Here is a 24,933-nt window from a genome sequence, read left to right on the forward strand (position 1 = left end):
GGCTCATAATCATCCTTGGCGCGGCTGCCCTATTCACCGCCGTATTACTCACGTACCTACTCCCATCGTACTATGAACTTGCCTACCTCACGGTTAGGCCAGGCTTCCCTGTCATTAAGTATCCCAACGGCACCACCGTGGTTAATCCAACGCTGCAATTCGTCAATGGTGGCTTAGCCGTGCTAATGCTGCCGAATGGATCGCAGTACGTATTCAATATAACGAGTGTTAATGGGTTCATGAGCCTATACAGGGTGATGCCTCAAGCATTTATCAAGCTCAGCGGGTCTAGGGCTATTGTCCTGGTCATACCGAACGCATTCAGGGGGTTGGGTTAAGATAAGGGGCGTTAATGTAACACTAACGTACTACTTCTACAATTACACCGTCATAAATGGCTCATCCCTAGAACTCACGTACCTACTCGATAGTCAGGTATTGCAGGAGTTAAATAAAACGAATTCAAGTCTCCTCAGGTATGCGCCCTACGCCATAAACGTACTACTAGCGAAGCCCAGCGAATACGGTGATAACCTAATTGTGACCGATTATGTTGAGTGGGATCTTAAGGACTTGCTTGGATTAACAGTAGCCAAGGCTGATCAGTATGTGCAGTATGAGACTGACTGCGTATCAAGTATTTACTGGGCCACGGGCTGGATAGACGTCGGCGGCATACCTGGGTACACCTTCTACAACGAAATAACCATTGGTGGGCAGATGTGGAGCGGTTGGGGGGGCAGTTTATCGGCGCCTCAAGTCACGTTCCCGCAACCGGTCTCATTTATTCAGGTTAAGGAATCGACAAGCTTCTATTTCGGCATTAATGAGAATGGTTATGGCGCCTATGGGCAGGTTGCGTCTGGAACAGTTGTTTGGGACCTATACCCAACGGGTATTTACTACGTTGCATCGGGCACGGCAATACTCAACTCGCCATCAAGCTCCGGTTGGCAGTCTGTCTGCAGTTAATGAAAACCTAAGATTAGTGAAATTTCATAGACTTGGAACCCGGAGTCTATCCAGCTTGTCGTGCCGTAATAATAATACTCAGTCGGGCATGCACTTTGGTCGTAATTATTATAAAAAGATAGAACGTAGGCGAGAAAGCCCTGTGAGTTCCAGTTGAAAGCTCCTAAATCACCAATGGGATAGACGTAGCAGTTATACAGCCCTATCGATGGAAAGCTTGGCACCAATACCTCACCTTGATTCGGCGATTCAACTATATATTGGGCATATGGGAAGTACGTTGAGTAACCATTGAAGTTATTGGACACGGTTACCGTGACGCACTGGCCCTGGCCATTACCCTGCTGATTAACCACCTCGTAGCACACGGTCCATAGCTCAGTATTACCATTATTTGTAAAGGACGGGCTACTTATGTACGAATAAATGTAATAACCCTCATACTGTGAATAAGGACCCTCCGCAAGAACCTGTGGTTCGTAATTAAAGGCCGTCCCAGTATACCAAATAATTATGGTAGGTCCAGATCCCTCCCACATATATCCGGTCTGCATGTAGGGTACTAAATAATTATAGCTTGGTCCGTAGCCTACCCAGACTGCGACTGCTGTGTTTGAACCGCCGCTTATGCCTGAGGGTACGTATAGGTAGGCAGATACATCAGATAGTGAGTAATTGTTATAATAAACCACGTAACCAGCCCAACTTACTGTAGTTTCTGTTTCGTTTATTAGTCTTATCTTATTTATTTCCTGCACTATGCTCTTCGGTATTAAGGTTATCTCTATTCTCTCTATCCCCCCCATTGGTTCCAGCGGATAATACTTGACGTGTATTATGCCGATTCTAGTGCCGTTTGGCGCAATTACGCTTATTGCGTACTCAACACCAACCACACCGACGACTAGGTAATTCCCAACCCTAATAATGTTCATTATGAAGCCCTCACTAGCTGGGACAAGACTACCATCGCCTACATACTCCTTAACCACGGGTATGCCCATCAGTAACTTCACAGTACCATTGAACGCCTTATCTAGGCTAAGCCTATTGTAGTTAAGGAACTCGCTAATTAAGCCCATGACGCCACCGAGACTGCTCTGTGCGAATATCGATGTTGGGATAACGAATTGGGAAGCGCCGCTAATGATGTAGCACGTGAAATTAACAACACCCACTGGCGGGGGGGTTATGCCGGTTAGGTTAATACAGTGTTGTTCACTGAGTGGTGGTTGTAGTGGCATGAACACTGGAGGTATCCAGCCACGTAGACCGGCGCAGGGGCATGGAGGACCGGCGGTAAGCGTCTCATTGAGTAGGGTCTTACTACCCTCATAAACAATGAGATCAACCCAAGATCCAGCAGGGCATGGGCAAATAGGGGGCCTAGACATTTCATAAGCAAGATAAGCAGAGGCAATAGCAGCCGCAATAACCATCATTAACACCATCACGACCAACCACCTTATTCTTGGGCCCATAGTCATTGGGTTCTCCTAATCCGCGGGACTTTTTTTAACTTGAGTGTTCAGACAAAATACTCGAGAGATGATGAAGACTAATAAGTGATGCTGATGATTAATAGATGAGCTTTTCCTGTCCCCCCACTGATCTGTTGATGTGAACCAGCCGGCAGTGATTGCGATAATGCCATAAGTATTCAACAAACTATCCTCATCGCATCCTCAGCCTAGAATGTTTTAATTACCCTAATATACTTATTATATTGTATGAATTACGAAGTTAAATTGTTTTGGATTACTTATGTTCTTTTCAAAATAACTCCGGCGATATATATTAGTTAAAATAAGGTTGCTTGATGAACAAGCAAATTATCATATGGAGCCTGATAATCCTTATGGCAGTGTTAAGTACAGTAATGGTCTTACTTCCCGTATATCGTGCACCACCGCCATGGCTTGGAGGAGGGACATGGAAGAGCTATCCTATGTCTATTAATCCCATAAGCCCGCTATGCGGACCTACGCCTCTTCCTCCTTGCTGGGCAATGTAGTTATTTTTAATTTTAGCTAAAAGTTTAAAATAAAATTATTAAATTTTATTCGATGAGGCGCTTATTTGATTTATTAATTGGATTTATAATAATTATTACGGGCATAACCATCGCATTACTCCTTTATCCATTTTACTTTCAAATCAATAGTGGTGCCATAATCATAATCGCCCTACTAATTCCGCTTCTATTTGGCGCCGTTGGCATTGGTTGGATCCTAGGTGGTTGGGCTGGGGGGGTTGGCGCGGCCATTGAGGAGTTGGGTCTCAGGTTCAGGATTTGGCTGCTCATGCACTTGCTATACGGTGATAGGGAATTCCTCATAGACCTAATGCTGATACAACACGTATTAATGAAAATATATGAAATACCCTACGAACTCTCCATAAACGGGCGCGAGGTCATAATCAAGGCACCACTGAGTAGGGACGCGGGTATCAGGCTCATGAACTACCTAAACCAGAGAATGAGTAAATTACTTATTGTAGGTGTAGAATCAATGGAGCAATGAGTAAGGTGGCAAATACTACTGTGGCTTCGCGATACTCAGGGCGTTGATGAGTAGTTCCCTATCCTCACCGTTGCATACGATCACCGTACCCAACCACCTTACGAACCCTAACACCAAGCCCAACAAGCTCATCCCTAAGCCTCCTGGCCTCCCCCCCAGAATCACCCAATGAAATCAATACGCAGGACTCGGTATACTCGTAGCCCCCCCTCCCATTACGGCCCTGGACGCGTGCACATGCCACCTCCCGACCCTGTACCTCCTAAGCACACCAACCACATCATCAATGCTCGGCATCCTCCTCGGCTCACCATAAAACCTCTCATAAACACCGAGCATCCTAAGAATGCGACTAGTGTCCTCAATGGGCACATAAATCTCGAACTCACCATCACGCTATTAACACTGACGTTGAACCCAATAGCCCTCAGATCATTGGCTATGGCCGTTGCTAACCCCCCCTCATCACTGGTGGACTTAGCCAAATACCAACCACGCCCTATGTTGTGCTTCCTCAATATTAATTCATGACCAAGCACGTTAATGACTGGGTACTTGGCGTAGGTCAGGCAGGGCGTCGAGTACCTAACGGCATCCACCAACTTAACAACCCTATCAGTAAGCCCGTACGTAGCCACGAACCAGCCAAACCAACGATGTCACCAATCACCAACGCCTTAACCGGGCAAAGGATGTAATGCTCACTACCCCTAGCCGAGGAACCACCAAAGAACCCACCAGAACAACCATAAAGCCCACACAGGAACTCATCCATAAACCTCCTAACAGGCTCATCAACAACAAAGGAAAAACCAATGTCAAAGGAGCCACGACCAACATGACCAAGAACACCATCACCCAAAAACCAACCAAGCAACGAAGCCCTACCAATAAAACCATTAACCGCATAATAAACAAACCTGATCTGCTTCTTCACTTTAACACTGTTCCAGTTGTTTATGGCGTTTCTGAGCCAGGGGGTTAGGTGGTTGGGTATCTTGGGATTATTGAGGAGATCTTGGGCTTTGATGTTATTAACCCTGAATATGTCTAGGTCGTGCTTATTCGTAATAACTACGTGGTATGAGACGGATAGCCCCCCCTCTTTCCCTCTGCCGCTGTTATGTAGAAGCGCATTGTCAATTTCTTCTCACGTAGGTAATTCCCCCCCACCGCGAATATAAATGACGATATTAAGTGCGGATCTGGCGTTGATGTTGATGTTATATTGCCACTTAAGTACACGTCACTTATTGCGAGCCCTGCTAAGACCTGCCTTAAGGCATCATGGTCAAGATTCACCTCATCTAACTCAATATTTAATTTGAACGATTCACTTAACTCGTGCATCCTAGTGCCTAATCCTGAATTTCGCACATTCTTAACGCTATTGCGCTTTATTTCATCCCAATTATTTACTATCTCATTGCTTAAGTTCGTCAGCAAGTTGTTGAGCTCTGACAACCTAATCTCTGAGCCATGTAGGTCCTTCGTTAGGTCCCGAATTGTGGCCATAGTTGATGCCCTTAACCACGGGTATTTAAGCATTACCCCCCCAATTGGTGTATTGTAAAATTGAACATTAAATAAAGGATAGCATTATAAAGCCTTGCACTAAGTTAGGTGCAATGGTCTACATAAACACGGGCATAAGAATTCGCTGCCCCCAAATGTGGTAATTATGGAACATTAATCATAAAGACTAAAGGTAAGTATAGGCAGGCCTACGTAATCCACTGGCCAGATAAGCAGCACTACATATCAAAGTTCCTCCTCCTTGAAATGGGAATAGACATTGACAAAATCCCTCCCGCAACTAATGAGGCGGAAAATCACCGTTAAATCAAATAATCCTCATTTAACCAATGAAGAAACACTTATAAATAATAGGACCCCATAAAAATGCGGTGATAGAATATACCATCCCACGGCAGTCTTACGAAAGCGGGCAAGGTGAGGAGTCAGACGCCTAGGATTCCGCCTAAGCCTAGGAAGAATCTTATTCCTAGGAGGAGGAATAGTCGTAATTATAGGCGTTTGCTTTTTAGGCTTGGTCAGGGTCAGCAGGTTTCGTGATTTTGTTGTTTAAAATTTGTTTTGTTTCTTTGGTTTTGTTGTTTCCTTGTTTGTGGTGGGTGTTAATTGTGTGTTATGTTATTTTAAGTGGTTGGTGAGGTAATATATATATCAGATAAAATAAATAAGATACGTATGTGGTCTGTGGGTACTAAGGGGGGATGCGTAGGAAGGAGGTTATTGAGGCAGTTGTTGCTGTGTCAATCGTGTTGCTTTTTGAGTTTGCGGCGCCAGCGATTGCTTTAGGTATTGGTACGATGGGTGTTGGTGATATAGTGGCTGCGGCAACCTTTGCGGCTGGTTTTGGAGAGGGGGGGGTTGCGTTTTGGGGGGGGAGGGTTCGTGGGAAACTGTGCTTACTCAATCTATTTAGGAATCACTCATGGTTGGGGGGGTGCGTTTAATAGTCCATATCCCTGGTTTTGTACCTTTGTTACTGTGGGTATTGCGTGACGGTGTAATAAACAATGCCGGCACTTAGGTTAAAAACGAAGATTTATAATTTATTTTTCGGCATTTTAATAGCCGCATTGGTATTTTTCACGGAGCTTTACCTGTCTGGGATTCTCAAGAACGTGAGGCTTTCGCCCACCCTGAATTATGTTGTAGGTAGTGCATGGAGCCTTCTAATAATTGCATATCTAGTTCGTGGGGCGTACCGCGCGGTGTTCGGGTCTGTCAGGGATGAGGCGCTGCGACACATGGTGATTAATATCATTACATTGCTCGCGGTATTACTTACCGCGGAACTTACGGGCATTATCTTCGTGTATCTTCATTATCTGTTTAGGCTTTCGATAGGTTATTTCGTGGGTTTTGTCATTGCCTATTTCATATTGTCTATGTTGATTAATGAAGCTTTGATATACACCTACATTAAGGGTGCTAAGAGCTTTGATATTCATGGAAGTAAGCGTACGCCGATTCATTTAGTTAGTGATGGCAAGTATGGTGGTTATACCATAAGCATGCTTTACCATGATTTAATCATTCTGATGCATCCTGAGGTCTATGAGGGTGGTGTTATCGAGGTTATTAATGCTCATGAGGACTATCACGCTAGGTATAAGCATACCGTGATCCTCAATGCCGTTTTATTCATTAGTGTATCCATCCTGGTTTATTACGGTGTTAGGGGTTACTCAATGCTGTGGACTGCGTTGCCCCCCCTCCTAGCAGTGCTAATTCTAATACTAATCAGGTCCTTTGAATTACTTGCTGACAAGGCGCCTATGGTAAGTTGGGGCCTAAGTCCCTGGATTACTTTAAGGTAATACTTAAGTCGCTCTATGGCGTTAACGACCCGAGGAGAGCCCCCCCATTAAGTCTAGGATTACCCACCCGGTAGGAGGGACTTGGTGTTGTCGAGGGGTGATATGATTGGCGCTTACGCGCCCTGGGAGTTTCCACTGCTTGCATCCTTAGTTGCCGGCTTCCTCGTTGTTATCCCCACATATGATTTACCTAGTGTTTATCTTAAGTTGGCGTTGCTTATTTACGTCGGAGTTATCATCGGTTCATTCTTATTAACTATCCTGCTTGGTGTTATTTTTAGGCCTATCGTTAGATTGTTTAGTGGGGGCTTAGGTGATGAGCTAGTCGTGAACCTCTCCATGATGGGTGCGTCGATATTTACAATGGTTTTTGCAGCATCTCCCGCCTTATATCTAGTCTATCATGTATGGCTTTACTCGAATATTACAGCCACGCTAATCTCGTTTTTGCTTCTGTCGTTAGTTTCTTGGCTCGCCCTGCGTAGTATAGGTCGTGCCTTTATGACTGCCGCTGTCCTCACGGCGATATTCATTGCCTTGAATTACTCACTATATTCGGTGTTGTCCCTTGTCCACGCCCTTTACATGCATGTATTGTTTAGGGGGGGTGATCCGTATTAGGAGCGTTTATGCCATTTTGGGTGGTGTGGTTATTATGTGGGTTGGCGTTGTAGGCGGTGTTTTGTTGGGTTATGTCTTTTCGCATGGCGTGTGCCTACATGCGGTGTATGATGTATCGCCGCTGGGCTTACTCTTAATAATAATTGTTAGAAATGCGTCTTTTTCGCTGGCGGTCTTCCTAGTTAGTTATTCATTGTTCATAGCTTATCTCGTATTGTTTACTGAGGGTTTGTATGTTGGGTTCTCCATGTCTTTCACTGTGAGGAGTCTCACGGCCTTAATACCCCTGCTCCCTCACGGAATTATTGAGTTACTTGGTTACTCGTTGTTTGCATTGGCTGGTGTCAAGTACCATAGTGGTGACGTGGGTTATTGGAGACTTCTCGCCTTTGGAATTGCCGCGATAGTGGTGGCTGCGTTCATAGAGGCCTTTATATCGACACTAATAGCAAGGCAGTTATTTAGTAAGGCCTTATGCAGTGTCGTTATTTAGCCCTTGGTACTTTATCATTCAATTCCGAGGAATGATTATGCCGTATGATTAACTCAAAAAGTGCAGCCAATGTAATTAGTAGGATAGTGATGAGTGCGATGTATGATGTGTCGTTTGTTAGGTAGTACCATTGGTCTTTGATTAGGGTTTTTGGTGTTGTTAGGTATGTGGTGCAGTGCCTAGTTGGCATTGTGTGTAGATGATTGTGTTGTTGCTGGTGTAGTCCATGTATAGGCTTGGTCCTAGGTCTCCGCTTATCCCTGACCATGAGAACCTGGTTACCCTGGTCAGCACTTCACCGTTGCTCACATTAACTATTATGAGGACCTCGGGTAAGCACACGTAGCCGCTCGCTGTGTACGTTAATGCGAATGGGCTTGCCAGTACTAGGAAGTAATCGCCCATTAGGTGGATTGCGCCGGCGCTGAAGGAGTATATCTTCACGGCGTAGCTCGGTGCGCACCAGGGTGGTTTGTAGCTCCAGATCGCCCTGTCCATGAGTACCGTGCCATTTAGGGTCACTGTGCTCATGATAAGCGTGTTGTCGTTCATCATTAGTACTATGCTTTGCCTTCATACGTCGTTACAGAGGTTAGATAGCCCATTATTGGTATTGACCAGGTCTCGTTGGTCACCATGTTCGTACCGCATATGCGGGTTCCGCATAGGTAGATTACCGTGTTGTTTATTACGCCGTAAATCCTGGCGACACCTGATGGCGACGTAATGAATATACTCCTTATCACCCCCCCGCCGCTTGCCCTATTTAGTAAGTATACGTGTATTGTCTTGTTGCATGGCACGGTCATTAGTACGTATTTGGTGCCTTCATGGATTCCTATATTACCTGTTGTGCTGTATGGACCACATACGTCAGTTAATGTTTGATTCCAGGCCAGCGTGATGTATGGTGGCGAATCGCTCAGTTTGTAATAGGTTATGATCATGCTGTTGGTTGATGGTGGGAGTATCATTATATACACGTGATTGCTGATCACGTTAAGTACGGTGGCGTACGGCGTGACTGCAATCACCGTGGAGTTTATTACGTTGCCCATTAATGTGTTTATCACAGTTACATTTATTGTTGTCTCGGTGATGAGCCATTTACCAGTATGGTAAATATATTGGCCGTATGTTATGAGAAATAGATCATTATTAACTAGGGAGAAGGCGATCAACGGTGGTATGAGGCTGCTCGATACCACGTTCGTTACCCACAGCGTTTTGCCATTAATTACGTTAACACCCTTAATTATTATTTCAGTGATTAATGTACGAAACGACAGTGGCGAATACTCACTGTATAGGATTATCTCATTATTTCTCATAGTGACTAACTGGTACGGGCCTATAATCAATGTCCCTATGTATGGGAATGGGCTACCGAATATATACATATATGCTAAGTAGCCGTTAAGTAGGGCCAATACTATTATGGCGATTAACAGTGCCTTACGGATTAGCTGCCCGCTCATTAATAAATTACTTGCTAATGCAGTTTCTTATAAAAGATTGTTAACGCAACTAATAGTGCGGTTGTGGCGAATGCATGTATGGTGTGTCGTTTATTAGGTAGTACCACCATTCATTGGTTATGGCTTTGGGTGTTGTTAGGTAGTAGGTGTATTGGTGATGGAATGTGCGTGAGTTTAGGGCGTTGTTTATTGAGTATACCACGTAGTCGTTACTTAGGTAGTTAATACCCAATGCTTGCCAGAGATTGTTAAATGAGTATGGGTATGCGTATAGGTACGCGATCCAGGCGGGTTTAGTAATGCTTACTACTACATGGCCGCTGCTTAGGTTTAGGATCACTATTGATTGAGGCATGCAGCCAAATCCTCCGCCACTGATGTACCATATTCCCTCAGGGAGTATGATTATTAATGCGTAGTTCCTGATTGGGTATGACTTAGCCATAAATATGTACCTAAGTCCCACTGAGCATAGCATTAGTGGTGTTGTGTATGTCCATAATTCCCTGCGGAATAGTAATGAGCCGTTGCTTGAAATGCCGTAGGCCCATATTGTGTATCCCGTGGTTGCTAGTACCAGGCTTTGTCTCCACTGATTGTTACTGATGTTACGCTGCCAATTATTGATAGTGTCCACGTTCTATTGCTAATGAAATCTAACCCACAAATTTTACCTCCACACTGATAAATTAATGTGTTTCCGGCAATGCCGTACACGCTTGAGCCACGTCAGCCCTTAGCATTAACTTTCCATTACTTGCATTTAACACGTATGTGAGAGGTTTATCATTGCACGATACTGTTATTACGACGTAATTACCAAACCTCTTGATTCCAGTCACAGCTATTGAGAATGGTATACAGGAATTAATAACCTCAGTACGCCAAACCTCAATGCCGTATGGTTCCCTGCTTAACAACTTGATGTCAATTACCGTAGTGTTTACGGGCCTTAATGGATCACTCAATGGTATTATCACCACATACACGTCATTATCTATGGCATCCATAGCCATGTAATACCTCGTTGATGATGCTGCCGCCAGTACCGTATGGTTAATAATTTTTCCCGTAAATATGTTAATTATGGTTGCGTTAACAACAATCGGTGACTCCAGGTCATTATATATACCTCCATAAAGATTATACGTCGTGATGAACAATTTATTACCAATTGGTATGAAGCGTATTAGTGGAAGGAGGCCTGGTACGTAGATGGTCTTCATCCAAATATACTTACCACTGGTTATATTCACTCCCTTAAGGTCTATTGAAGCCAGCGATACATCATAAAGTACTAGTACGCCTTTATACACACTGGCTACGTCATAATCCCCATAATAACCAAGCACCTTTACGTAGGGTAATGGCGGTGCCAGTAAGTATATGTAAATTGAGTATGCATCAGTAATTACCAACACTACAATGATTACTATTAGCAATGTCCTGGTACTGATTCGCCTAATCATTTTGAGTATTTCCTAGGGTATTCTTAAATTCTTTATACATTCATGCTTGGCTATAAGTCCTTTTAAATTGGCTATTGCCCTTGATTTTAAATGAATGCATGCAGTGAGCAATGCCTTAAGGTGTTGAGTGTTGTTAGGGATTTAATTATTAATAACTATTAAGGATTTTATTCGCTTTGCCGTGCTTTTTGGTTCGTTGGTTTATGGCGTGTTTGGCCCCCCCTTAGTGATGTGGATGTTGCCGTATTGTTTAGGGATGGTGTTGATATTATTGATGTGTTACCAACGTTCATTAGTGACCTTGCCCTGGCTTTGGGCTTTCCTGAGGGTAGGATTGACGTTGCCGTGCTTAATGACCCGTTACTGCCCTTTGAGGTTAGGTTTAGGGCTTTGACTCAGGGCGTGCCCGTTTACATTGGTGATCGTGGGGGGGTATTCATTAGGGAGGTTGTTAGGGCAATTAGTCTTTATGGTGATTACCAAGTGTTTTTACGGGTTAATGGATTTAATGAGTTGATTAGGAGGAGGTTGGTGAGTTGCGTGGGTCGATTAGGTGATTTATTAGCGGTTATTAAGAGGAATGTCGATGAGGTCGACACCCTGGTCTCGTACCGGAATAACGCATTTAGTAGGTACCATAACCGTGCAGTAATACTCAACGAATGTTAACGAGACCAACACGATGATCATAATGTTAATGCCAAGGCAATGAATTACGCATCGATGCTATTACCCACGGCGTAATCATAAAGCTAAGGGCAATCCTCAATAAGTCCCTGTAAAGGGCCTCAGCCAGTATTTCACGGAGGGCATCAATGGAGACCTGCGAATAGTTATGCACTAGGACGTTCCTGAAGCCAATCATCCTCCTAAAGACCTTTGAATCATCACCACTTATAACACCGGCCTGGCTCAGGTAAATGGGTACCTCTGAGTACGTAGATGGCGCCTTAAGGCCCTTCTCAACCATTATGTGCGAGCCCATGTCAATTAACGCCTGTATTGCAACCTGAAGCATGTGCAGTATAGCGTTCAGTAGCACATAATCACTGATTAACTCATTAACGCCGTACCTATCACGCTTACCGACTTTTGCGTTCATCGTTAATTCAATACCGCTTACGTAAGCAATTACGTAATTACTAACCTGGCTGTGTCGTGGGCTTTGTTAGGTATTGATATGCGTAGTGTGCTGAGGCTATGATTAATAATGCGTATGTGGGTTTCATTTCATGAAGTAGCTATTTCCGTATTTTTGCCCCCCCTTTAAACTGAATGGGCTTTTAAATCAGCAATATGTTGGGTAGGATTATTGATGAATTAACGTGGAAGTATGGGTAGGGAGATAACGTTATGCAGGGTTGTTTAAGTCTCCTCAGGTGTTTCGTACCACCTAACCCTCTCTCCAATGGCTGCTCTCATTCTCCACTTCATGCTCTTTGGCGCCCTATCCATGGCCTCCCTAATCCTATTTAGGTTGTTCACGACCTTGTCCTTGACCTTCCCCGGCAGTTCAATGGTGTTTAGGTAATTCAGCGTCCTCTCTATGTTTACTGTGGTCGTCTTGTAGAGTCCCCAGTCGTCTGATGTCAGTTCTACTATCCTGCCCAGGTCTATGGTGCTCATGTCATCCCTATCGCCAAGCTCGAACTTATGGAGCATGGCAACTATGTCCTTGAGGTCCTTCTCATTAATCTCCCAGACCTGGAACTTCGTCATTAATAGGTCACTTGGTGGTATTGTTGGGCTGAACTTCTCGAGCCTATCCTTAAGCTCTATTACGTGGCTCTCCCTAAAGATGTCGAGGAAAACATCAACCTCATGTTCATTTGGGTATCAAAGAACCTAAGTCTCTCCGCACCATGAAGCGCGTTAAACCTGACATCAGCCCTCAAGCCAAGTCCCTCAAGGGTCTTGGTTAACTTCCCCGAATCCCTCCTATGCGCTGCTATGTCTATGTCCTTAGGTTCGCGTATTAATGCCGGCACCTCAGGATATACGTCACGAACCAAATAGGCTATGGCAACGCCACCAAGTAGCCTACATGTTAACTTATTACCTTCGCATGCATCAACAATAGCCAAGCCCCCCCTCTTAATCTTCCTCTCAATGATATCCTGCGACATTACGATCATAGTAAGCCGTGGACTTATAAAACTTTTATTTTCATGGGTATGTGCCATGGTCGGCTCATTTTATGTTTGTGAAATAGCATCAAGGCTTGGTGCCATTAAATATATACTATATTTACGTGATAGAAGACTTTATTAAGTCAGAAGTACCTAGTTATGAATTGGGAGGTTGAGGTGGAGGGTGACGATCAATCGTCTAGTTACGAATCAGTTATAGGTACAGTTTATGATGAGTTAGCCCCCCCTGTTTATGAAAGAATTTTTCTAAGATTTTCCCAGTATTATAGGCATTTGTATAATGAATTATACGAAATATTTGGAAACTATTTTGATGGCATCAAGATACACAGTAAAGTCCTTGATCTAGGTAGCGGTACTGGCATTTGGACGATGCTACTTAGGAAGCGTGGATATCACGTTGTCAGTCTAGACATATCCCGTGTATCGCTAACTAAGTGCGTTAGATCCAAGAGATGCAGTGACCCGGTGCAGGGTGATGCCGTTAGGTTGCCGTTTAGGGCTGGGTTTTTCGACGCTGTTGTGGCGTATGGAAGTGTCTTCAACCATATCGTAAAGTCTGAGGAGGCCTTCAGGGAGGTTTCGAGGGTTTTAAGTAATGGTGGCTATTTACTGTTTGATGTTGATAACTTGGTATGCCCCCCCGACATGGCCTATGAGGCGTTACTCGGTGGTATATCAATTAAGGGTTTCCTTAAGGGCTTAATTAAAGGTAGGGGGGGTCACGTGGGTTATTGGTATGGTAATGGTAATGAGGCAATACCCTTTAGATTCTTCACAATTAGGGAATTGCTTGACATACTGAGTAGTTATGGATTTGAGGTCGTGAGTCTCAGGGGGGGTATTCACGTACTTTCGAATATAATTCCATCAAGGATGCATCAATGGAGTAGCGGTAGAATTACTAAGGCAGCATCACTATTGTACTCATTTGATAGGGTGCTGGGTAGGTATATGCCCTTTAAGTACGTGGCCACCACATTCCTCATTGTCAGTAGGAAATTAGGTTCTTAACCCTGGTATTGCTCGTCGAGCTTCTTAACCACTTGGTCTATCTTATCGATACCCTCATCAATCTGCTCCCTGGTTATTACTAGGGGGGGCGGCGCTATTATGAACCAGGACGGACCACTAAACACATAAACACCCATGCTAAGTAACTCGGCGGCGAGCTTATCAACCGGCGTAGCCACGCCCCCTGTACTTATCCTCATACGTGCCGAAGGGCGTCTTCCTGCTATCCTTAATGAATTCAATGGCCCAGAACAACCCGACGCCCCCTAACATCGCCAATGCTCTTGTGCCTCTCCTTCAACTCCTCAAGTCTCTTACTCAAGTACTCGCCCATGGCCCTGACATGACTAAGCAAGTCAAGTCTCCTATACTCCTCAATGACCGCGGGTATCGCCGCCAAGGAGACTGGGTGAGCCTCGAAGGTGTGTCCATGCGCGAAGAACTCATCCTCGAAGTAATCAGCGATTCTCTTACTCACGGCCGTTATTCCGATGGGTACATACGAGGCCGACGCACCCTTAGCCGTTGTTAACATGTCCGGCTTAACACCCCATAGGTTCACGGCCCACCAATCACCGACACGGCCCCCAACCAGTCATAACCTCATCAGCAATGAATAACACGTCATTATCCTCCGCAATCCTCTTAAGCGTTGGTAGGTACTCCTTGGGTGGAACGACGACGCCGTTAGTGCCGGTTATTGGCTCAACAAGTATCGCGGCCACATTCTTCTCATTCTTAATGACGTAATCCACGTAATTAACGCATGCCAAGCCGCACTCAGGGTATTTAAGGCCGAGTGGGCACCTGTAGCAGTATGGCTCAGGCACCCTGACAACACCATGCATTGTGTGTGGCTCAATGAACCAACGCCTATAATCGCCTGTCATGGATATTGAGGCAAGTGTGGAGCATGGTACGACCTATACCTAACGATGACCTTGTAGGCAGGCTTCTTATAGAGCCTGGCGATCTTAACCGCAGCCTCATTGGCCTCGGTACCCGACGTTGAGAAGAAGAACTTCGTTAAGCCTCAGGCATTATCTCGAGCAATGCCCTGGCAGCCTTGGCCTTGACCTCCGTGGCAAAGACGGGGGGGATATGTATTGTAGGGTTTCGAGTTGTTTTTTGATGGCGTTGATCACGTTTTCATTACCATAACCAAGATTGACGTTGACAAATTGGGAAGAGAAGTCCAGGTATTTCCTACCCTGGGAATCATAGAAGTAAACACCCTCAGCCCTAACAATGTTCAGTGGTTCCCAACCCCCCCTCTGTTTACGCCAAGTGCTAAATAAATGTTCGCGAACAGTTCGACTAACATAATCGTCCATACACAATAGGTAATTTTGACATTATTATAACTTTAACGGTATTAGAGGGCTTAGGCGGGTAGGAATGTTGGGTTTTTGTCTGTTGCGGGCTTTATGGTTTCGTCGTTTAAAATGGCCCTTACATGCCTTGGTAACGTGAATAATGCCCTATGTATATCACCTTCATAAAATCTGAGTTCACCAACTATCCTCTCCTTAATTCTATTATTAACCTCATCGGGCAATAATATTGCTGGGTCATACCTCTTAGATCCAATTACGAAGCCCCCCCACGTACTATCGAAGGAGTGCATGTACACCTGGTAAGCCCTGACTATTGGGAATACCGAAGCGACAGTCCTGTAAATCGTGGCGAAGGTCCTTATGGAGTACGTCGTTGACGTGGCTTGGGTCACCATTATACCATCATCACTTAGCTTATCCCTAACAATGTTGTAGAACTCAATCGTGTATAGTAGGTATGATGGACCACCCTCAAGTGGGTCTGTAAGGTCCAGTATTATCACGTCATACCTATCCCTTGATTCCTCAAGGAACTTCCTACCATCCTGAAGCACCAGCTTAAACCTTGGATCATTAAATACGCCCTGGCTCATCTCAGGTAGGTACTCCTTAACGAGCCTAATCACCTCATCATCAATATCGACCATGATCACCTCCTCAACACTCCTATGCCTAAGCACCTCCCTAGCCGTAGCACCCTCGCCGCCACCAAGAATGAGCACCCTCCTCGGGTTTGGATGCGTTATCATTGCTGGGTGAACGAGCGATTCGTGATAAACGAACTCGTCATACAACGAACTCTGTATCTTACCATCGAGCACCAATGCCTTACCCAAGTCCTCAAACTCGACAATTGCAATCCTCTGATACTTGGTAACACCACTATACAGAACCCTCCTAATACCCCTAACATGGTAACTAAATGGTGTGTTAAACTCAATAAACCACGTACCTCCTTACTCATCCTCTCGAGACTCATCATGTGAATTACCTAGCTCGACTTTTAAACATTATTTATGGTCAAGCACCACGCTGATTATGGAAGCATAAATAAGTAGGGGGGGAGACCATATTTTAACGGGGGGGATTTAATGAATGCTTGATTCACCACCATTCCAGTAGTTTCTTCACATCATCAATCTTAGCCAGGTCTGCGTTGTATAGCGCAGCCATCTTGCTTATGTCGTAGTTGTACGACCTGTAGAGCTCTATTACGCTTGCCTCTATTGAACCCTCCGCGTGTATCATACCAACCGAGAGCAGGGCGCCGAGGGCCGATAGGAATTCGCGAGCAACCTGGAAGAGCCTTATCCTGACCCTTGAGTCCGTGCCCCCCCTCTTACCAGCCAGGTACTTAACCATGTACTTCTCCTCGGTTGGGTTGCTTAACTCGCTTGTTGATGGTATGTCCGCCAGTAGGCCTCCGGCTACGTCTATCATGTCCTTAATGGCGTCTAGGTACTTGGCATTAGCCGTTAGCTTGCCCACGTTTGTGTATATTGGGTTTGGTATGCAAATGCCCGTGTTTGGATCCTTAATGCACTTCTCGGCTGAGGCTATGGCGCTGGATACTAGGTACTCCTTATACGTTATTATGTCAACGATATCCCTCCTAATGTGGGACGCAGTCTCAACATCGTTATACTCAGCAAAGAGCTTTGCATAGCCAAGTATTATATCAGCCAGGGCGGCCCTGTAGGATATCGCCGTGAACCTGTGATAGAGCGCGAAGGTTAGTCCGTACGGTGCAGCGAACTCATACTCGCCAGCCAGGAATACCCTGTCATTTGGTACCTTAACATTGTCGAATATGGTTAACGTCTCAACCTCCACATTGGTCTTACCCATTGGGAATTCATCACCGAGCATGTTAATCTCAACCTCCCTCAGCGGTCTCGGTATCAAGACAATACCCTTGGCATTGACCGGCGTTGCAAATGCAACTGCGTAGTCGGCGTCCTCCTTAACCATATTCCTGTATGGCAGGACAATGAGTTCGTTAGCCGCGATGGACTGCGTCGTGTGAACCTTGGCACCCCCCCTGACAATTATTCCGTCAGGTTCCCTACCAACAATGTGGACGTAAAGGTCAGGGTCCTCCTGCTGATAAGGCCTGAGCATCCTATCGCCCTTAACGTCGGTCTGGGCAACGGCAATTGTGATATCATCCTTAACCACATGTTCATAATACCTCATGACCCTATCATAGTAATTAGTGCCCCCCCTCGCCCTATCAAGTTGCTTGGATGCTATCATGAGGCCGAACAATGCGTCTGAACCAATGGTCTTCATTATATTGAACATGCCCCCCCTACCAAGCAGTGTTGTGTTGTAGATCAACCTGAACCTCTCAATTAAATCACTGGGGCTCCTGGGCACCTTATAGAACCTGCTTATGGTTCCATACTGAGTATCATCATATGTTAAGTATCTCCTTAACTCAGGATCCGCCTGCCACTTGTAGAGCTCAAGGGCGTGATTAATCGCGACCCTCAGAACCTCATGCCTAGTAACATCATCTACGGGCTTACCCCCCCTATAATAAACGACCCTACCATCACGCAAACTATTAACATAATCCTCAGGAGACCTAACCATACAAGCAATATAGTGAGTAGGGTTGTTAATTAAACTGCTTAGTATAGTAAATATATAGTTATTTATAATATAGTGTAATAAATTAGGTGAAATATATAATGCTAATCTTTAATAACAAAATGATAAAATGTAAAACATGGAACTAATCACAAAACAGGTAGGTGATACTGAGGTTCAGGTCATACCCGAGGGGGATTACATATGCGAGACTCATGATGACAGGCCCTGGTTTAGGTTCTGGCCTCCTAGGGTTACAAGAAGGATGGATTACCCGAGGGTTCCCTTATTCAATATCGTTGAAGTTTCAGCAATGAGGTATCCAGGTAAGGACGTTATCATTTACTACGGGTTTAGGATTAAGTACTCAGAGCTTTGGGACTCAATAATTAGGCTCTCGGCGTTTCTCTACAACCTTGGTATTGATAGGGGGGGTGATAGGGTTGCCATTTACATGCTAAATACACCCCCCCACTGGGTAATATCATTCTTCGGCATCCTAAGGGCCAATGCAATTGCTGTGCCAATAAACCCATTGGTCGCACCTGATGTGCTCGAGTACATATTGAAGGAAACTGGAGCTAAGGCTGTGATAACACTAACACAGTTACTACCTAGATTACTCAGTGTTAAGGATAAGGTCCCATCACTTAAGTACGTAATTGCCGGCAGATATAGGGATTACCTACCTGAAAAGCCTGAGCTCAAGCTTCCCCAATTAATGCTTACGGATCCCGAGGTTCCTCAGGGAGTTATTAATTGGAGGGATGCCATGGCATTCAACGGCAATCCACCCACCGTGAAGGTTACGTATGAGGACCTCGCCGCAATCCCTTACACATCAGGCACAACGGGTATTCCTAAGGGCGTTATGCATAGTCACGGTACCATGTGGGCGTCTACGCTAAATGCGGCGGTTTGGTATAATATTGCACCGAGTGGTATTGTATTAACGGTATTGCCCATATTCCACGTGACCGGCCTGGTGCATTCTGTGCTTGTGCCCCTCTATGCTGGTTCAACAATGGTACTAATGACTACTTGGGACAGGGAGACTGCGTCGACGCCATTGAGAAATATGGGATAACTCATTGGACGAGTATATCCACCATGGTTGTTGATTTATTGGCAATGCCAGGTATTGAGAAGAGGAACCTATCATCATTAATACTGGCCGGTGGAGGTGGCGCGCCAATGCCCGAGGCCGTCGCCAAGAGGTTTAAGGAGTTAACGGGGCTTGATTACCTGGCTGGTTATGGACTTACTGAGACCTTCTCGCAAACCCACGTTAACCCACCTCACAGGGTCAAGATTGGTAGTGACCTCGGTATTCCACAACCCTGCACAGACGCCCTTGTGATTGACCCGGACACAAAGGAGGTTCTGCCGGTGGGTAAGACGGGGGGGAACTCGTGGTTAGGGGACCGAATGTGTTTAAGGGTTATTGGAAGAAGCCTGAGGAGACTAGGGAGGCGTTTATTGAAATTAATGGTAAGCTTTACTTTAGGACTGGCGATGTTGTTTATATGGATGATGAGGGTTACTTCTTCTACGTTGATAGGATTAAGAGGATGATTAATAGGGCTGGTTATAAGGTCTGGCCGTACAGGGTTGAGAACATACTGTACATGCACCCAGCCGTTCTTGAGGTTGCCGTAGTGGCGATACCCGATGTAAGGGTTGGCGAGGAGGTCAAGGCATACGTGGTCCTTAAGCCGGAATACAGGGGGGGCAAGGTGAAGCCCGAGGACATAATACAGTGGGCTAGGGAGAGGATGTCGGCGTATGAGTATCCAAGGGTTGTGGAGTTCGTGGATTCATTGCCAAAGACAGCTACGGGTAAAATCGATTGGAGATTACTTCAGGAGCAAGAGAGGAAGAAGGTGGGTGGTAAGCAATGAGCCGTGGTATGAGCAAGGTACCAATCGTTGGTGGAGGTGAGATAAACCCAGGTGACATGGGTATAACGTTATTCCACGAACACCTTAAGGTAACCACTGAGGTTGTTCGTTGGAACTGGCCGCACTTGTACAATGAGGATGAGGAGCTTAGGAGGGCCATCGACGCCGTAAATGCGGCCAAGAGGTATGGCGTTAAGACGATCATAGACCTCACGGTAGCTGGGTTGGGTAGGGATGTTAAGTTTGATGAGAGGGTCGCGAAGGCAACCGGCATTAACATAATAATGGGCACAGGCTTCTACACATACACGGAATTACCGTTCTACTTCAGAAACAGAGGCATTGATTCGCTCGTTGATGCATTTATTCATGATATAACCATTGGTATTCAAGGAACTAATACAAGGGCTGCGTTTGTTAAGGCCGTTATTGACTCACCTGGACTAACCAGTGATGTGGAGATGGCCATTAGGGCCGCGGCGAGGGCTCACATCAAAACCGGCGTCCCGATAATCACCCACTCATTTGTTGGTAATAAGTCAAGCCTTGAATTAATCAGGATCTTTAGGGAGGAGGGTGTAGACTTTTCTAGAACAGTAATTGGGCATGTAGGTGATACGGACGATATTTCATACATAGAGCAGATACTGAGGACTGGGGGGGCATTCGTAGGTCTCGACAGGTTCGGCCTAGATACATACTTACCACTCGAGAAGAGGGTTAAGACCACGGTTGAGTTGATAAGGAGGGGTTGGGTCGACCAGTTACTCCTCTCTCATGATTACTGCCCAACCATTGACTGGTACCCACCAGAGGTTGTTAAGAGCACGGTGCCAGACTGGTCAATGACACTAATCTTCGAGAAGGTAATACCAAGGTTGAAGAACGAGGGCGTAACCCAAGAGCAAATAGACAAAATACTCATGGACAACCCAAGAAAAATATTCACTGGAACACCCTAATAACCATTAATTCCAAGAATTAAAACATGAAGGCACCCATATCGCACCTTCAGCGTCGAAAACAATGTAAATACCATAAGGACTAAGTAACAATAGCCATAGCTTAGGCAATCAATTCCTTAACTCCTCAACCCGCATGGAGCCCCTACTCAACTCATACTCAACATTAACAAGCAACTCCCATAGTCTATCCAAGGCCTCGTCCTTACTCATTAATCCAGCCCTACCATGTGCAATAATCCTCAAGGCCTCATCTATTAAATCAGTAACCGAGCACGAACCTGGTCGCCCAACTGACTTGTTCCGAAACATACGTTTTCATTTGATTTATTTGATTTTTAAATTTTTCTATATCTTAATACAGATATTGTTATTTATACACTTAGTCAGTTTTATGTGAAATTGCTAATAACATTAAATGCCATGGTCACGACACGAACAGAATCCTAGAATAATTAAGGTACAGATCGCCTTAATGCCATACCTAAACCCATTGAAGGAATAGGCTACAATTAGTTAAAATCATGAAAAACAGGGCAGGTGATAATCATACCCAATACCATAGCACTCGTTAGGAACCACATATAGATAGACCGAAAGCCTTAAAAGCATAGGGAAGGACCCATAAACCAGCGGGGGGGTAGGGTAGCCTGGTAGCCTGCGGGGGGGCTCATAACCCCGAGGTCCCCGGTTCAAATCCGCCCCCCCGCTACCATAACTTAAATCTAGATCAAAATAATTTAAATTAAAACAAAAGGCGATGTTGAATTATTTTAAAGTAAAAAGATATTAATTATTTTTGTTCATTTCTTTTTACAGCTCGTCAATGCGGATAATATGAATATTATGACACCTAATACTACGAATATCCAGCTATGCATGATAAATACGCCAGCTATTACCAATGCAATTGATAAACCAATACCAAACCAACAAACAGACATTGATAATAAAAGGGCAACTACAAATGCCAAAAGTAATATGACAGTGGAGGAGACCGACATAGTCCCACCCTATGCACTGCTTACCTTGCTTCCATACGTTTTTCTTCTCATTATTAGTATCAGCACTATAACGATGAGCGCAACGAGTATTACTGCAGTAAGTGGCGTGATGAATACGTTGATTGGTTTTGGCGGTTGAGGACTTGAGGGGGGGGTTGGCGATGTGGTGGGGGGGCTAGGTAATGACTTGAAGGTTACCTGTACTTGCAGATTATTACTTGTTATTGTTATTGTTCCTGATGATGGCATTACCGAGTATCCACTTATTGGCGTAATACTATAGTTGTATGTTCCGGCGGTTACATTAAAGGTTATGGTTGAATGGGAGGAATACTTGGTCTGTCCATCTAGGGTTACGGACACGTAGTACCTGGCGGAAGCAGATTCTATGAATGACACCACGTACTGAGCGTATGTGTTAATTATTGATAAGCTGACAGACCCGGAGTTTACCACGTATATACACCCATTCATTGGGTCATACGCAATGGAGACCGGGGTTTCAACAACATCTATATTCGCTATGACTGAAGTATTATCAATAACTGAAATGGATGCCGAGCCGACCGTTACGATATAAACATGCTCATTGGAAGGGTCATAGCCAAGGACTTGAATATGCGTCCACAGTAATATTAGCTATAACAGAGGTACCGTTAATAACGGAGACTGAGATAGTGTTTAATGAACCTAATGGGTATTATCAATTTACAATACCCAGCGTAAGTAATTATGCGCCAACGCCATCCAGTGGTAAGTTACTGTAAGTAATGGAAATGTAATCATCACCGTATACTTCGCACAGGCACCTAGCTATCAATCGCAATCCAAACAAGCCATAGGCATCTTCGCCCTCAATTCATTACTTATTGACTTAATAATTGCCGTAATAATACTACTCACTACTCATAGTGATAATAGTTATTGAGGCTTTAAAACTAAGGAGAAAATGAGCCCTTATTATCAAATAACATTTAATTTATTGAGAAAAACCATCACAGTAACCCAGGGTTTTTGTCACGGTTTTTCGTGACGATTCCTTAAATACGTATCAGAAATAAAGAGATATGGTGGTTGATTGATGAATATGGGTATGGCTGGGCTGTTGGTTGCCGTGGTTGTTCTGGCAATTGTTTCTGTTTTCTTTGCGTATCAATGGTACACGTCAGTACTAAGCTATAGGCCTGAATTTCAATCGCTTGAGACTGAGTATAGTGAATTACTTTCCAGGTACAACTCATTAATGACCAACTACACGAACCTGGAAAACAGCTACAATACCCTGCAATCACGATACACATCACTCCAAAGTCAATACAACACCGTGCAGTCCATGTACAACTCACTAATGATTAATTACACGAACCTGCAGACCGAGTACAACGAATGCGTATCAATGCAGGCTCCCTATACGACCTCAGGAACACAAACAACATTACCTCCAGGTACTTATTACGGTATCTCCATGGGAATGTATACGCCTTATACGAATTCATCGCTTGACCCAGGCACGTATGTCTTTACCACGCAAACTCCGACAATATTTTACTTACTCATTAGTCCACAACCTATAACAAGTATACAAGGTTCATCTTTACCACAGGGTACATTAGTCTTCATGGGAGAGAACTCAATCACATTAACTCTTAAGAAACCTGAGAATGTGGCCATATTAACACCAACGCAGACGCAGTTAACCATCACGTATAATGGAAAGCCGTTATATATAACCGCAATTCAGAGTGCTCCCAATAGTCAAAATAGTTGTGGTTATAATGGTTATCCGTATGGTTATCAGGGATGTGGCCCCCCCATTTATATAGTATTATGGTTGACTGATGGCACCCATTACTTCTATGTAAACGGAGCCCCATTTTGCACAGGGTTTACGGCAAACCCGGTAATGGGTGAGACTGCGATACCCATTGGCTCAGCCAATACGTGCTCGGGTGTAACAATTAATAGTTAATTGGTTCATTTGCATTTCCATGATTAAAAAGTCCTATGACTCTATTTGTATTGGTATTTTTAGTACTCCTGGTGGCGTTAATGATACTCCATGGACTATGTTATACTTCCTACTTATGCTGGTCCTCACTGAGCCATAGCCCGTTAGTTCCACATCGCCTAGGCTTATTCGCCCATTTATGCCGTAGCTCCTCGGTATCCTTATTGAGACATACTTAATGTTGTTGAGTATATCTAGGCTGAAGTAATCCCTTGGTGGGTAGTAGTATAGGTTGAATGAGTAGTTATAGTTGAAGGTGCTTCCTGGGGGGGCCATTGATTTACCTAGATTAAAAACTAGATTGCATATGTTTATTGGGCACTTATCTCTCTCCAGTTTCTCCACCGCCTTCGCATCCCCGCATCTGAATCTCAGTGGTTCGTTCCAGTCAATGTCGCCATAAACCCTAACAAAAACGTTGTTTATGTCTGTAAGGCCCGTGTTCTGCATCGTTATGGAAACGCTGTGCTTCATGGTTAGGTAATTACTCGCAAAACCATTAACATTAAGTGTTATCCTTCCTCTTCTAATAAGGCTCCTACGCGATATGGGTAATGCAAGGTCATACCCCCCCTCACCATCAACGCACCTAATGATGATCCCCCCCATGCCAATACCCCCCCTACCTAATGCCCTTGAGAGCCTCTGTTGATGCCATGATGTGAGCCTCATTAATTCGGTGAACCTGGCGCAGGGAGAATAAAGCAATAGCCTAGTCATGATCGCTAATAAAAATTGTAAATCATTATCAAGGTAGTACTTTTTAAGTTGCACAATATAGGTTATACTTATCATTTAAAAACTTACTTAAAGATACAAAAATAATTAATAATAATTTACTTTGAATATTATTCAAAATTAATATAAAAATTAATTTCTTCTTCCACTATAAATTTATACTAGGTAGTATAATATACTCTACGCCATATCACCTAAAATTTCTGCCTATATAATAATTATTTTATTAGATATATTTTGATTGAGGCATGTAAATACTCTTCTTTTATCTTTAGGGTGTGAGTATCGTTGGGGGGGTAAATCTTAAATAAATCTT

At 44.4% G+C, this 24,933-nt stretch carries 35 protein-coding genes, 1 tRNA gene and 1 pseudogene; 16 read left to right on the forward strand and 21 right to left on the reverse strand.

Annotation, left to right across the window (positions count from 1 at the left end):
- Positions 1-137: 137 nt before the first annotated feature.
- The gene (locus JCM11216_RS14980) at positions 138-338 is read left to right on the forward strand and encodes a hypothetical protein (RefSeq protein ID WP_243674770.1); all 201 of its coding nucleotides are present in this window, start codon (positions 138-140) and stop codon (positions 336-338) included.
- Positions 298-972 carry a hypothetical protein gene (locus JCM11216_RS01525; protein ID WP_054853076.1) on the forward strand — a complete coding sequence of 225 codons (675 nt, stop codon included), beginning with the start codon at positions 298-300 and terminating at the stop codon, positions 970-972. Before JCM11216_RS14980 ends, JCM11216_RS01525 begins: the two co-directional genes overlap by 41 nt.
- Here JCM11216_RS01525 and JCM11216_RS01530 read toward each other — a convergent pair.
- Positions 969-2,459, reverse strand: a complete 1,491-nt coding sequence (locus JCM11216_RS01530) for a hypothetical protein (protein WP_243674771.1) — start codon at positions 2,457-2,459, stop codon at positions 969-971. The two genes, JCM11216_RS01525 and JCM11216_RS01530, sit on opposite strands and share 4 nt — an antisense overlap.
- Before the next feature lie 579 nt (positions 2,460-3,038).
- Between JCM11216_RS01530 and JCM11216_RS01535 the strand changes: the two genes are divergently transcribed.
- Positions 3,039-3,497: a hypothetical protein gene (locus tag JCM11216_RS01535; protein ID WP_054853078.1), complete on the forward strand. Its 459-nt coding sequence runs from the start codon at positions 3,039-3,041 to the stop codon at positions 3,495-3,497.
- A gap of 64 nt (positions 3,498-3,561) precedes the next feature.
- Here the strand turns inward: JCM11216_RS01535 and JCM11216_RS14985 are convergent, their stop codons facing one another.
- From JCM11216_RS14985 to JCM11216_RS01550, 4 genes are all read right to left on the reverse strand, one after another.
- Positions 3,562-3,741: a hypothetical protein gene (locus tag JCM11216_RS14985; protein WP_243674772.1), complete on the reverse strand. Its 180-nt coding sequence runs from the start codon at positions 3,739-3,741 to the stop codon at positions 3,562-3,564.
- Entirely contained in the window at positions 3,713-4,135 is a 423-nt protein-coding gene (locus tag JCM11216_RS14990) for a hypothetical protein (protein WP_243674773.1), read from the reverse strand. The genes JCM11216_RS14985 and JCM11216_RS14990 overlap by 29 nt, the downstream gene beginning before the upstream one ends.
- Positions 4,063-4,434 carry a hypothetical protein gene (locus JCM11216_RS01545; protein ID WP_054853080.1) on the reverse strand — a complete coding sequence of 124 codons (372 nt, stop codon included), beginning with the start codon at positions 4,432-4,434 and terminating at the stop codon, positions 4,063-4,065. The genes JCM11216_RS14990 and JCM11216_RS01545 overlap by 73 nt, the downstream gene beginning before the upstream one ends.
- A gap of 137 nt (positions 4,435-4,571) precedes the next feature.
- On the reverse strand, positions 4,572-5,012 hold the full coding sequence (locus JCM11216_RS01550; RefSeq protein ID WP_243674774.1) for a hypothetical protein: 441 nt from the start codon (positions 5,010-5,012) through the stop codon (positions 4,572-4,574).
- Positions 5,013-5,414: 402 nt separating this feature from the next.
- On the opposite strand from JCM11216_RS01550, the gene JCM11216_RS14995 reads away from it, so the two are divergent.
- The 5 genes from JCM11216_RS14995 (at position 5,415) to JCM11216_RS01570 (ending at position 7,961) form a co-directional block, all read left to right on the forward strand.
- Complete coding sequence (locus JCM11216_RS14995) at positions 5,415-5,573, forward strand: 30S ribosomal protein S30e (protein ID WP_243674836.1); 159 nt, start codon at positions 5,415-5,417, stop codon at positions 5,571-5,573.
- Between the two features lie 161 nt (positions 5,574-5,734).
- Entirely contained in the window at positions 5,735-5,977 is a 243-nt protein-coding gene (locus JCM11216_RS01555; RefSeq protein WP_054853082.1) for a hypothetical protein, read from the forward strand.
- Positions 5,978-6,238: 261 nt separating this feature from the next.
- Positions 6,239-6,847: a hypothetical protein gene (locus JCM11216_RS01560; RefSeq protein ID WP_243674775.1), complete on the forward strand. Its 609-nt coding sequence runs from the start codon at positions 6,239-6,241 to the stop codon at positions 6,845-6,847.
- A gap of 87 nt (positions 6,848-6,934) precedes the next feature.
- A complete protein-coding gene (locus JCM11216_RS01565) occupies positions 6,935-7,468 on the forward strand; it encodes a hypothetical protein (protein WP_243674776.1) in 534 nt (177 codons plus the stop codon).
- On the forward strand, positions 7,455-7,961 hold the full coding sequence (locus tag JCM11216_RS01570) for a stage II sporulation protein M (protein ID WP_054853085.1): 507 nt from the start codon (positions 7,455-7,457) through the stop codon (positions 7,959-7,961). The genes JCM11216_RS01565 and JCM11216_RS01570 overlap by 14 nt, the downstream gene beginning before the upstream one ends.
- Before the next feature lie 159 nt (positions 7,962-8,120).
- Here JCM11216_RS01570 and JCM11216_RS01575 read toward each other — a convergent pair whose 3' ends face one another.
- From JCM11216_RS01575 to JCM11216_RS01590, 4 genes are read right to left on the reverse strand one after another with little or no spacing between them, the layout of a single operon-like run.
- On the reverse strand, positions 8,121-8,516 hold the full coding sequence (locus JCM11216_RS01575; protein ID WP_243674777.1) for a hypothetical protein: 396 nt from the start codon (positions 8,514-8,516) through the stop codon (positions 8,121-8,123).
- 5 nt (positions 8,517-8,521) lie between these two features.
- Complete coding sequence (locus JCM11216_RS01580) at positions 8,522-9,439, reverse strand: hypothetical protein (RefSeq protein WP_054853087.1); 918 nt, start codon at positions 9,437-9,439, stop codon at positions 8,522-8,524.
- A 49-nt stretch (positions 9,440-9,488) separates the two neighbouring features.
- Complete coding sequence (locus JCM11216_RS01585; protein ID WP_054853088.1) at positions 9,489-10,076, reverse strand: hypothetical protein; 588 nt, start codon at positions 10,074-10,076, stop codon at positions 9,489-9,491.
- Between the two features lie 52 nt (positions 10,077-10,128).
- Complete coding sequence (locus tag JCM11216_RS01590; RefSeq protein ID WP_054853089.1) at positions 10,129-10,908, reverse strand: hypothetical protein; 780 nt, start codon at positions 10,906-10,908, stop codon at positions 10,129-10,131.
- Between the two features lie 231 nt (positions 10,909-11,139).
- Between JCM11216_RS01590 and JCM11216_RS01595 the strand changes: the two genes are divergently transcribed.
- Positions 11,140-11,577, forward strand: a complete 438-nt coding sequence (locus tag JCM11216_RS01595; protein ID WP_054853090.1) for a hypothetical protein — start codon at positions 11,140-11,142, stop codon at positions 11,575-11,577.
- Between the two features lie 25 nt (positions 11,578-11,602).
- On the opposite strand, the gene JCM11216_RS01600 is transcribed toward JCM11216_RS01595, so the two are convergent.
- The 3 genes from JCM11216_RS01600 to JCM11216_RS15005 all read right to left on the reverse strand — a co-directional run bounded on the left by JCM11216_RS01600 (position 11,603) and on the right by JCM11216_RS15005 (position 13,034).
- A complete protein-coding gene (locus JCM11216_RS01600; RefSeq protein ID WP_243674778.1) occupies positions 11,603-12,010 on the reverse strand; it encodes a DUF86 domain-containing protein in 408 nt (135 codons plus the stop codon).
- A gap of 263 nt (positions 12,011-12,273) precedes the next feature.
- The gene (locus tag JCM11216_RS15000; protein ID WP_243674779.1) at positions 12,274-12,627 is read right to left on the reverse strand and encodes a hypothetical protein; all 354 of its coding nucleotides are present in this window, start codon (positions 12,625-12,627) and stop codon (positions 12,274-12,276) included.
- Between the two features lie 59 nt (positions 12,628-12,686).
- Positions 12,687-13,034 carry a hypothetical protein gene (locus JCM11216_RS15005; protein WP_243674780.1) on the reverse strand — a complete coding sequence of 116 codons (348 nt, stop codon included), beginning with the start codon at positions 13,032-13,034 and terminating at the stop codon, positions 12,687-12,689.
- A 162-nt stretch (positions 13,035-13,196) separates the two neighbouring features.
- On the opposite strand from JCM11216_RS15005, the gene JCM11216_RS01610 reads away from it, so the two are divergent.
- Positions 13,197-14,072 carry a class I SAM-dependent methyltransferase gene (locus JCM11216_RS01610; protein WP_054853091.1) on the forward strand — a complete coding sequence of 292 codons (876 nt, stop codon included), beginning with the start codon at positions 13,197-13,199 and terminating at the stop codon, positions 14,070-14,072.
- Here JCM11216_RS01610 and JCM11216_RS15010 read toward each other — a convergent pair.
- The 6 genes from JCM11216_RS15010 to JCM11216_RS01625 all read right to left on the reverse strand — a co-directional run bounded on the left by JCM11216_RS15010 (position 14,069) and on the right by JCM11216_RS01625 (position 18,007).
- Positions 14,069-14,251, reverse strand: a complete 183-nt coding sequence (locus tag JCM11216_RS15010; RefSeq protein ID WP_243674781.1) for a hypothetical protein — start codon at positions 14,249-14,251, stop codon at positions 14,069-14,071. The genes JCM11216_RS01610 and JCM11216_RS15010 overlap by 4 nt on opposite strands.
- Before the next feature lie 59 nt (positions 14,252-14,310).
- On the reverse strand, positions 14,311-14,634 hold the full coding sequence (locus JCM11216_RS15015; protein WP_243674782.1) for an aminotransferase class III-fold pyridoxal phosphate-dependent enzyme: 324 nt from the start codon (positions 14,632-14,634) through the stop codon (positions 14,311-14,313).
- Positions 14,635-14,644: 10 nt separating this feature from the next.
- Positions 14,645-14,962, reverse strand: a complete 318-nt coding sequence (locus JCM11216_RS15020; RefSeq protein WP_243674783.1) for an aminotransferase class III-fold pyridoxal phosphate-dependent enzyme — start codon at positions 14,960-14,962, stop codon at positions 14,645-14,647.
- A 150-nt stretch (positions 14,963-15,112) separates the two neighbouring features.
- Positions 15,113-15,406: an aminotransferase class III-fold pyridoxal phosphate-dependent enzyme gene (locus tag JCM11216_RS15025; RefSeq protein WP_243674784.1), complete on the reverse strand. Its 294-nt coding sequence runs from the start codon at positions 15,404-15,406 to the stop codon at positions 15,113-15,115.
- Between the two features lie 50 nt (positions 15,407-15,456).
- Entirely contained in the window at positions 15,457-16,350 is an 894-nt protein-coding gene (gene speE, locus JCM11216_RS01620) for a polyamine aminopropyltransferase (protein WP_054853092.1), read from the reverse strand.
- 163 nt (positions 16,351-16,513) lie between these two features.
- Entirely contained in the window at positions 16,514-18,007 is a 1,494-nt protein-coding gene (locus tag JCM11216_RS01625; protein WP_054853093.1) for a 4-hydroxyphenylacetate 3-hydroxylase N-terminal domain-containing protein, read from the reverse strand.
- Positions 18,008-18,317: 310 nt separating this feature from the next.
- On the opposite strand from JCM11216_RS01625, the pseudogene JCM11216_RS01630 reads away from it, so the two are divergent.
- From JCM11216_RS01630 to JCM11216_RS01635, 3 genes and pseudogenes are all read left to right on the forward strand, one after another.
- Positions 18,318-19,527: pseudogene (locus JCM11216_RS01630) on the forward strand (AMP-binding protein); the annotation flags it as partial.
- A gap of 3 nt (positions 19,528-19,530) precedes the next feature.
- Positions 19,531-19,905, forward strand: a complete 375-nt coding sequence (locus JCM11216_RS15030; protein WP_243674837.1) for a hypothetical protein — start codon at positions 19,531-19,533, stop codon at positions 19,903-19,905.
- A gap of 8 nt (positions 19,906-19,913) precedes the next feature.
- On the forward strand, positions 19,914-20,867 hold the full coding sequence (locus JCM11216_RS01635) for an aryldialkylphosphatase (protein ID WP_054853143.1): 954 nt from the start codon (positions 19,914-19,916) through the stop codon (positions 20,865-20,867).
- A gap of 111 nt (positions 20,868-20,978) precedes the next feature.
- On the opposite strand, the gene JCM11216_RS01640 is transcribed toward JCM11216_RS01635, so the two are convergent.
- Positions 20,979-21,179 carry a hypothetical protein gene (locus JCM11216_RS01640; protein ID WP_054853094.1) on the reverse strand — a complete coding sequence of 67 codons (201 nt, stop codon included), beginning with the start codon at positions 21,177-21,179 and terminating at the stop codon, positions 20,979-20,981.
- 322 nt (positions 21,180-21,501) lie between these two features.
- Between JCM11216_RS01640 and JCM11216_RS01645 the strand changes: the two genes are divergently transcribed.
- Positions 21,502-21,576, forward strand: a tRNA-Met gene (locus tag JCM11216_RS01645).
- Between the two features lie 304 nt (positions 21,577-21,880).
- On the opposite strand, the gene JCM11216_RS01650 is transcribed toward JCM11216_RS01645, so the two are convergent.
- Positions 21,881-22,273, reverse strand: a complete 393-nt coding sequence (locus JCM11216_RS01650; RefSeq protein WP_243674785.1) for a hypothetical protein — start codon at positions 22,271-22,273, stop codon at positions 21,881-21,883.
- Between the two features lie 13 nt (positions 22,274-22,286).
- On the opposite strand from JCM11216_RS01650, the gene JCM11216_RS15035 reads away from it, so the two are divergent.
- Both JCM11216_RS15035 and JCM11216_RS01655 read left to right on the forward strand, forming a co-directional pair.
- Positions 22,287-22,451 (forward strand): hypothetical protein, encoded by a 165-nt coding sequence (locus tag JCM11216_RS15035; RefSeq protein ID WP_243674786.1) that lies wholly within the window; start codon positions 22,287-22,289, stop codon positions 22,449-22,451.
- Between the two features lie 498 nt (positions 22,452-22,949).
- Positions 22,950-23,840: a hypothetical protein gene (locus tag JCM11216_RS01655; protein ID WP_054853096.1), complete on the forward strand. Its 891-nt coding sequence runs from the start codon at positions 22,950-22,952 to the stop codon at positions 23,838-23,840.
- A 33-nt stretch (positions 23,841-23,873) separates the two neighbouring features.
- Here JCM11216_RS01655 and JCM11216_RS01660 read toward each other — a convergent pair whose 3' ends face one another.
- The gene (locus JCM11216_RS01660; RefSeq protein ID WP_243674787.1) at positions 23,874-24,599 is read right to left on the reverse strand and encodes a hypothetical protein; all 726 of its coding nucleotides are present in this window, start codon (positions 24,597-24,599) and stop codon (positions 23,874-23,876) included.
- Positions 24,600-24,933 lie beyond the last annotated feature (334 nt).

It is taken from the genome of Vulcanisaeta distributa JCM 11216 (genome assembly GCF_001315985.1).
Taxonomy (GTDB): Archaea; Thermoproteota; Thermoprotei; order Thermoproteales; family Thermocladiaceae; genus Vulcanisaeta; species Vulcanisaeta distributa_E.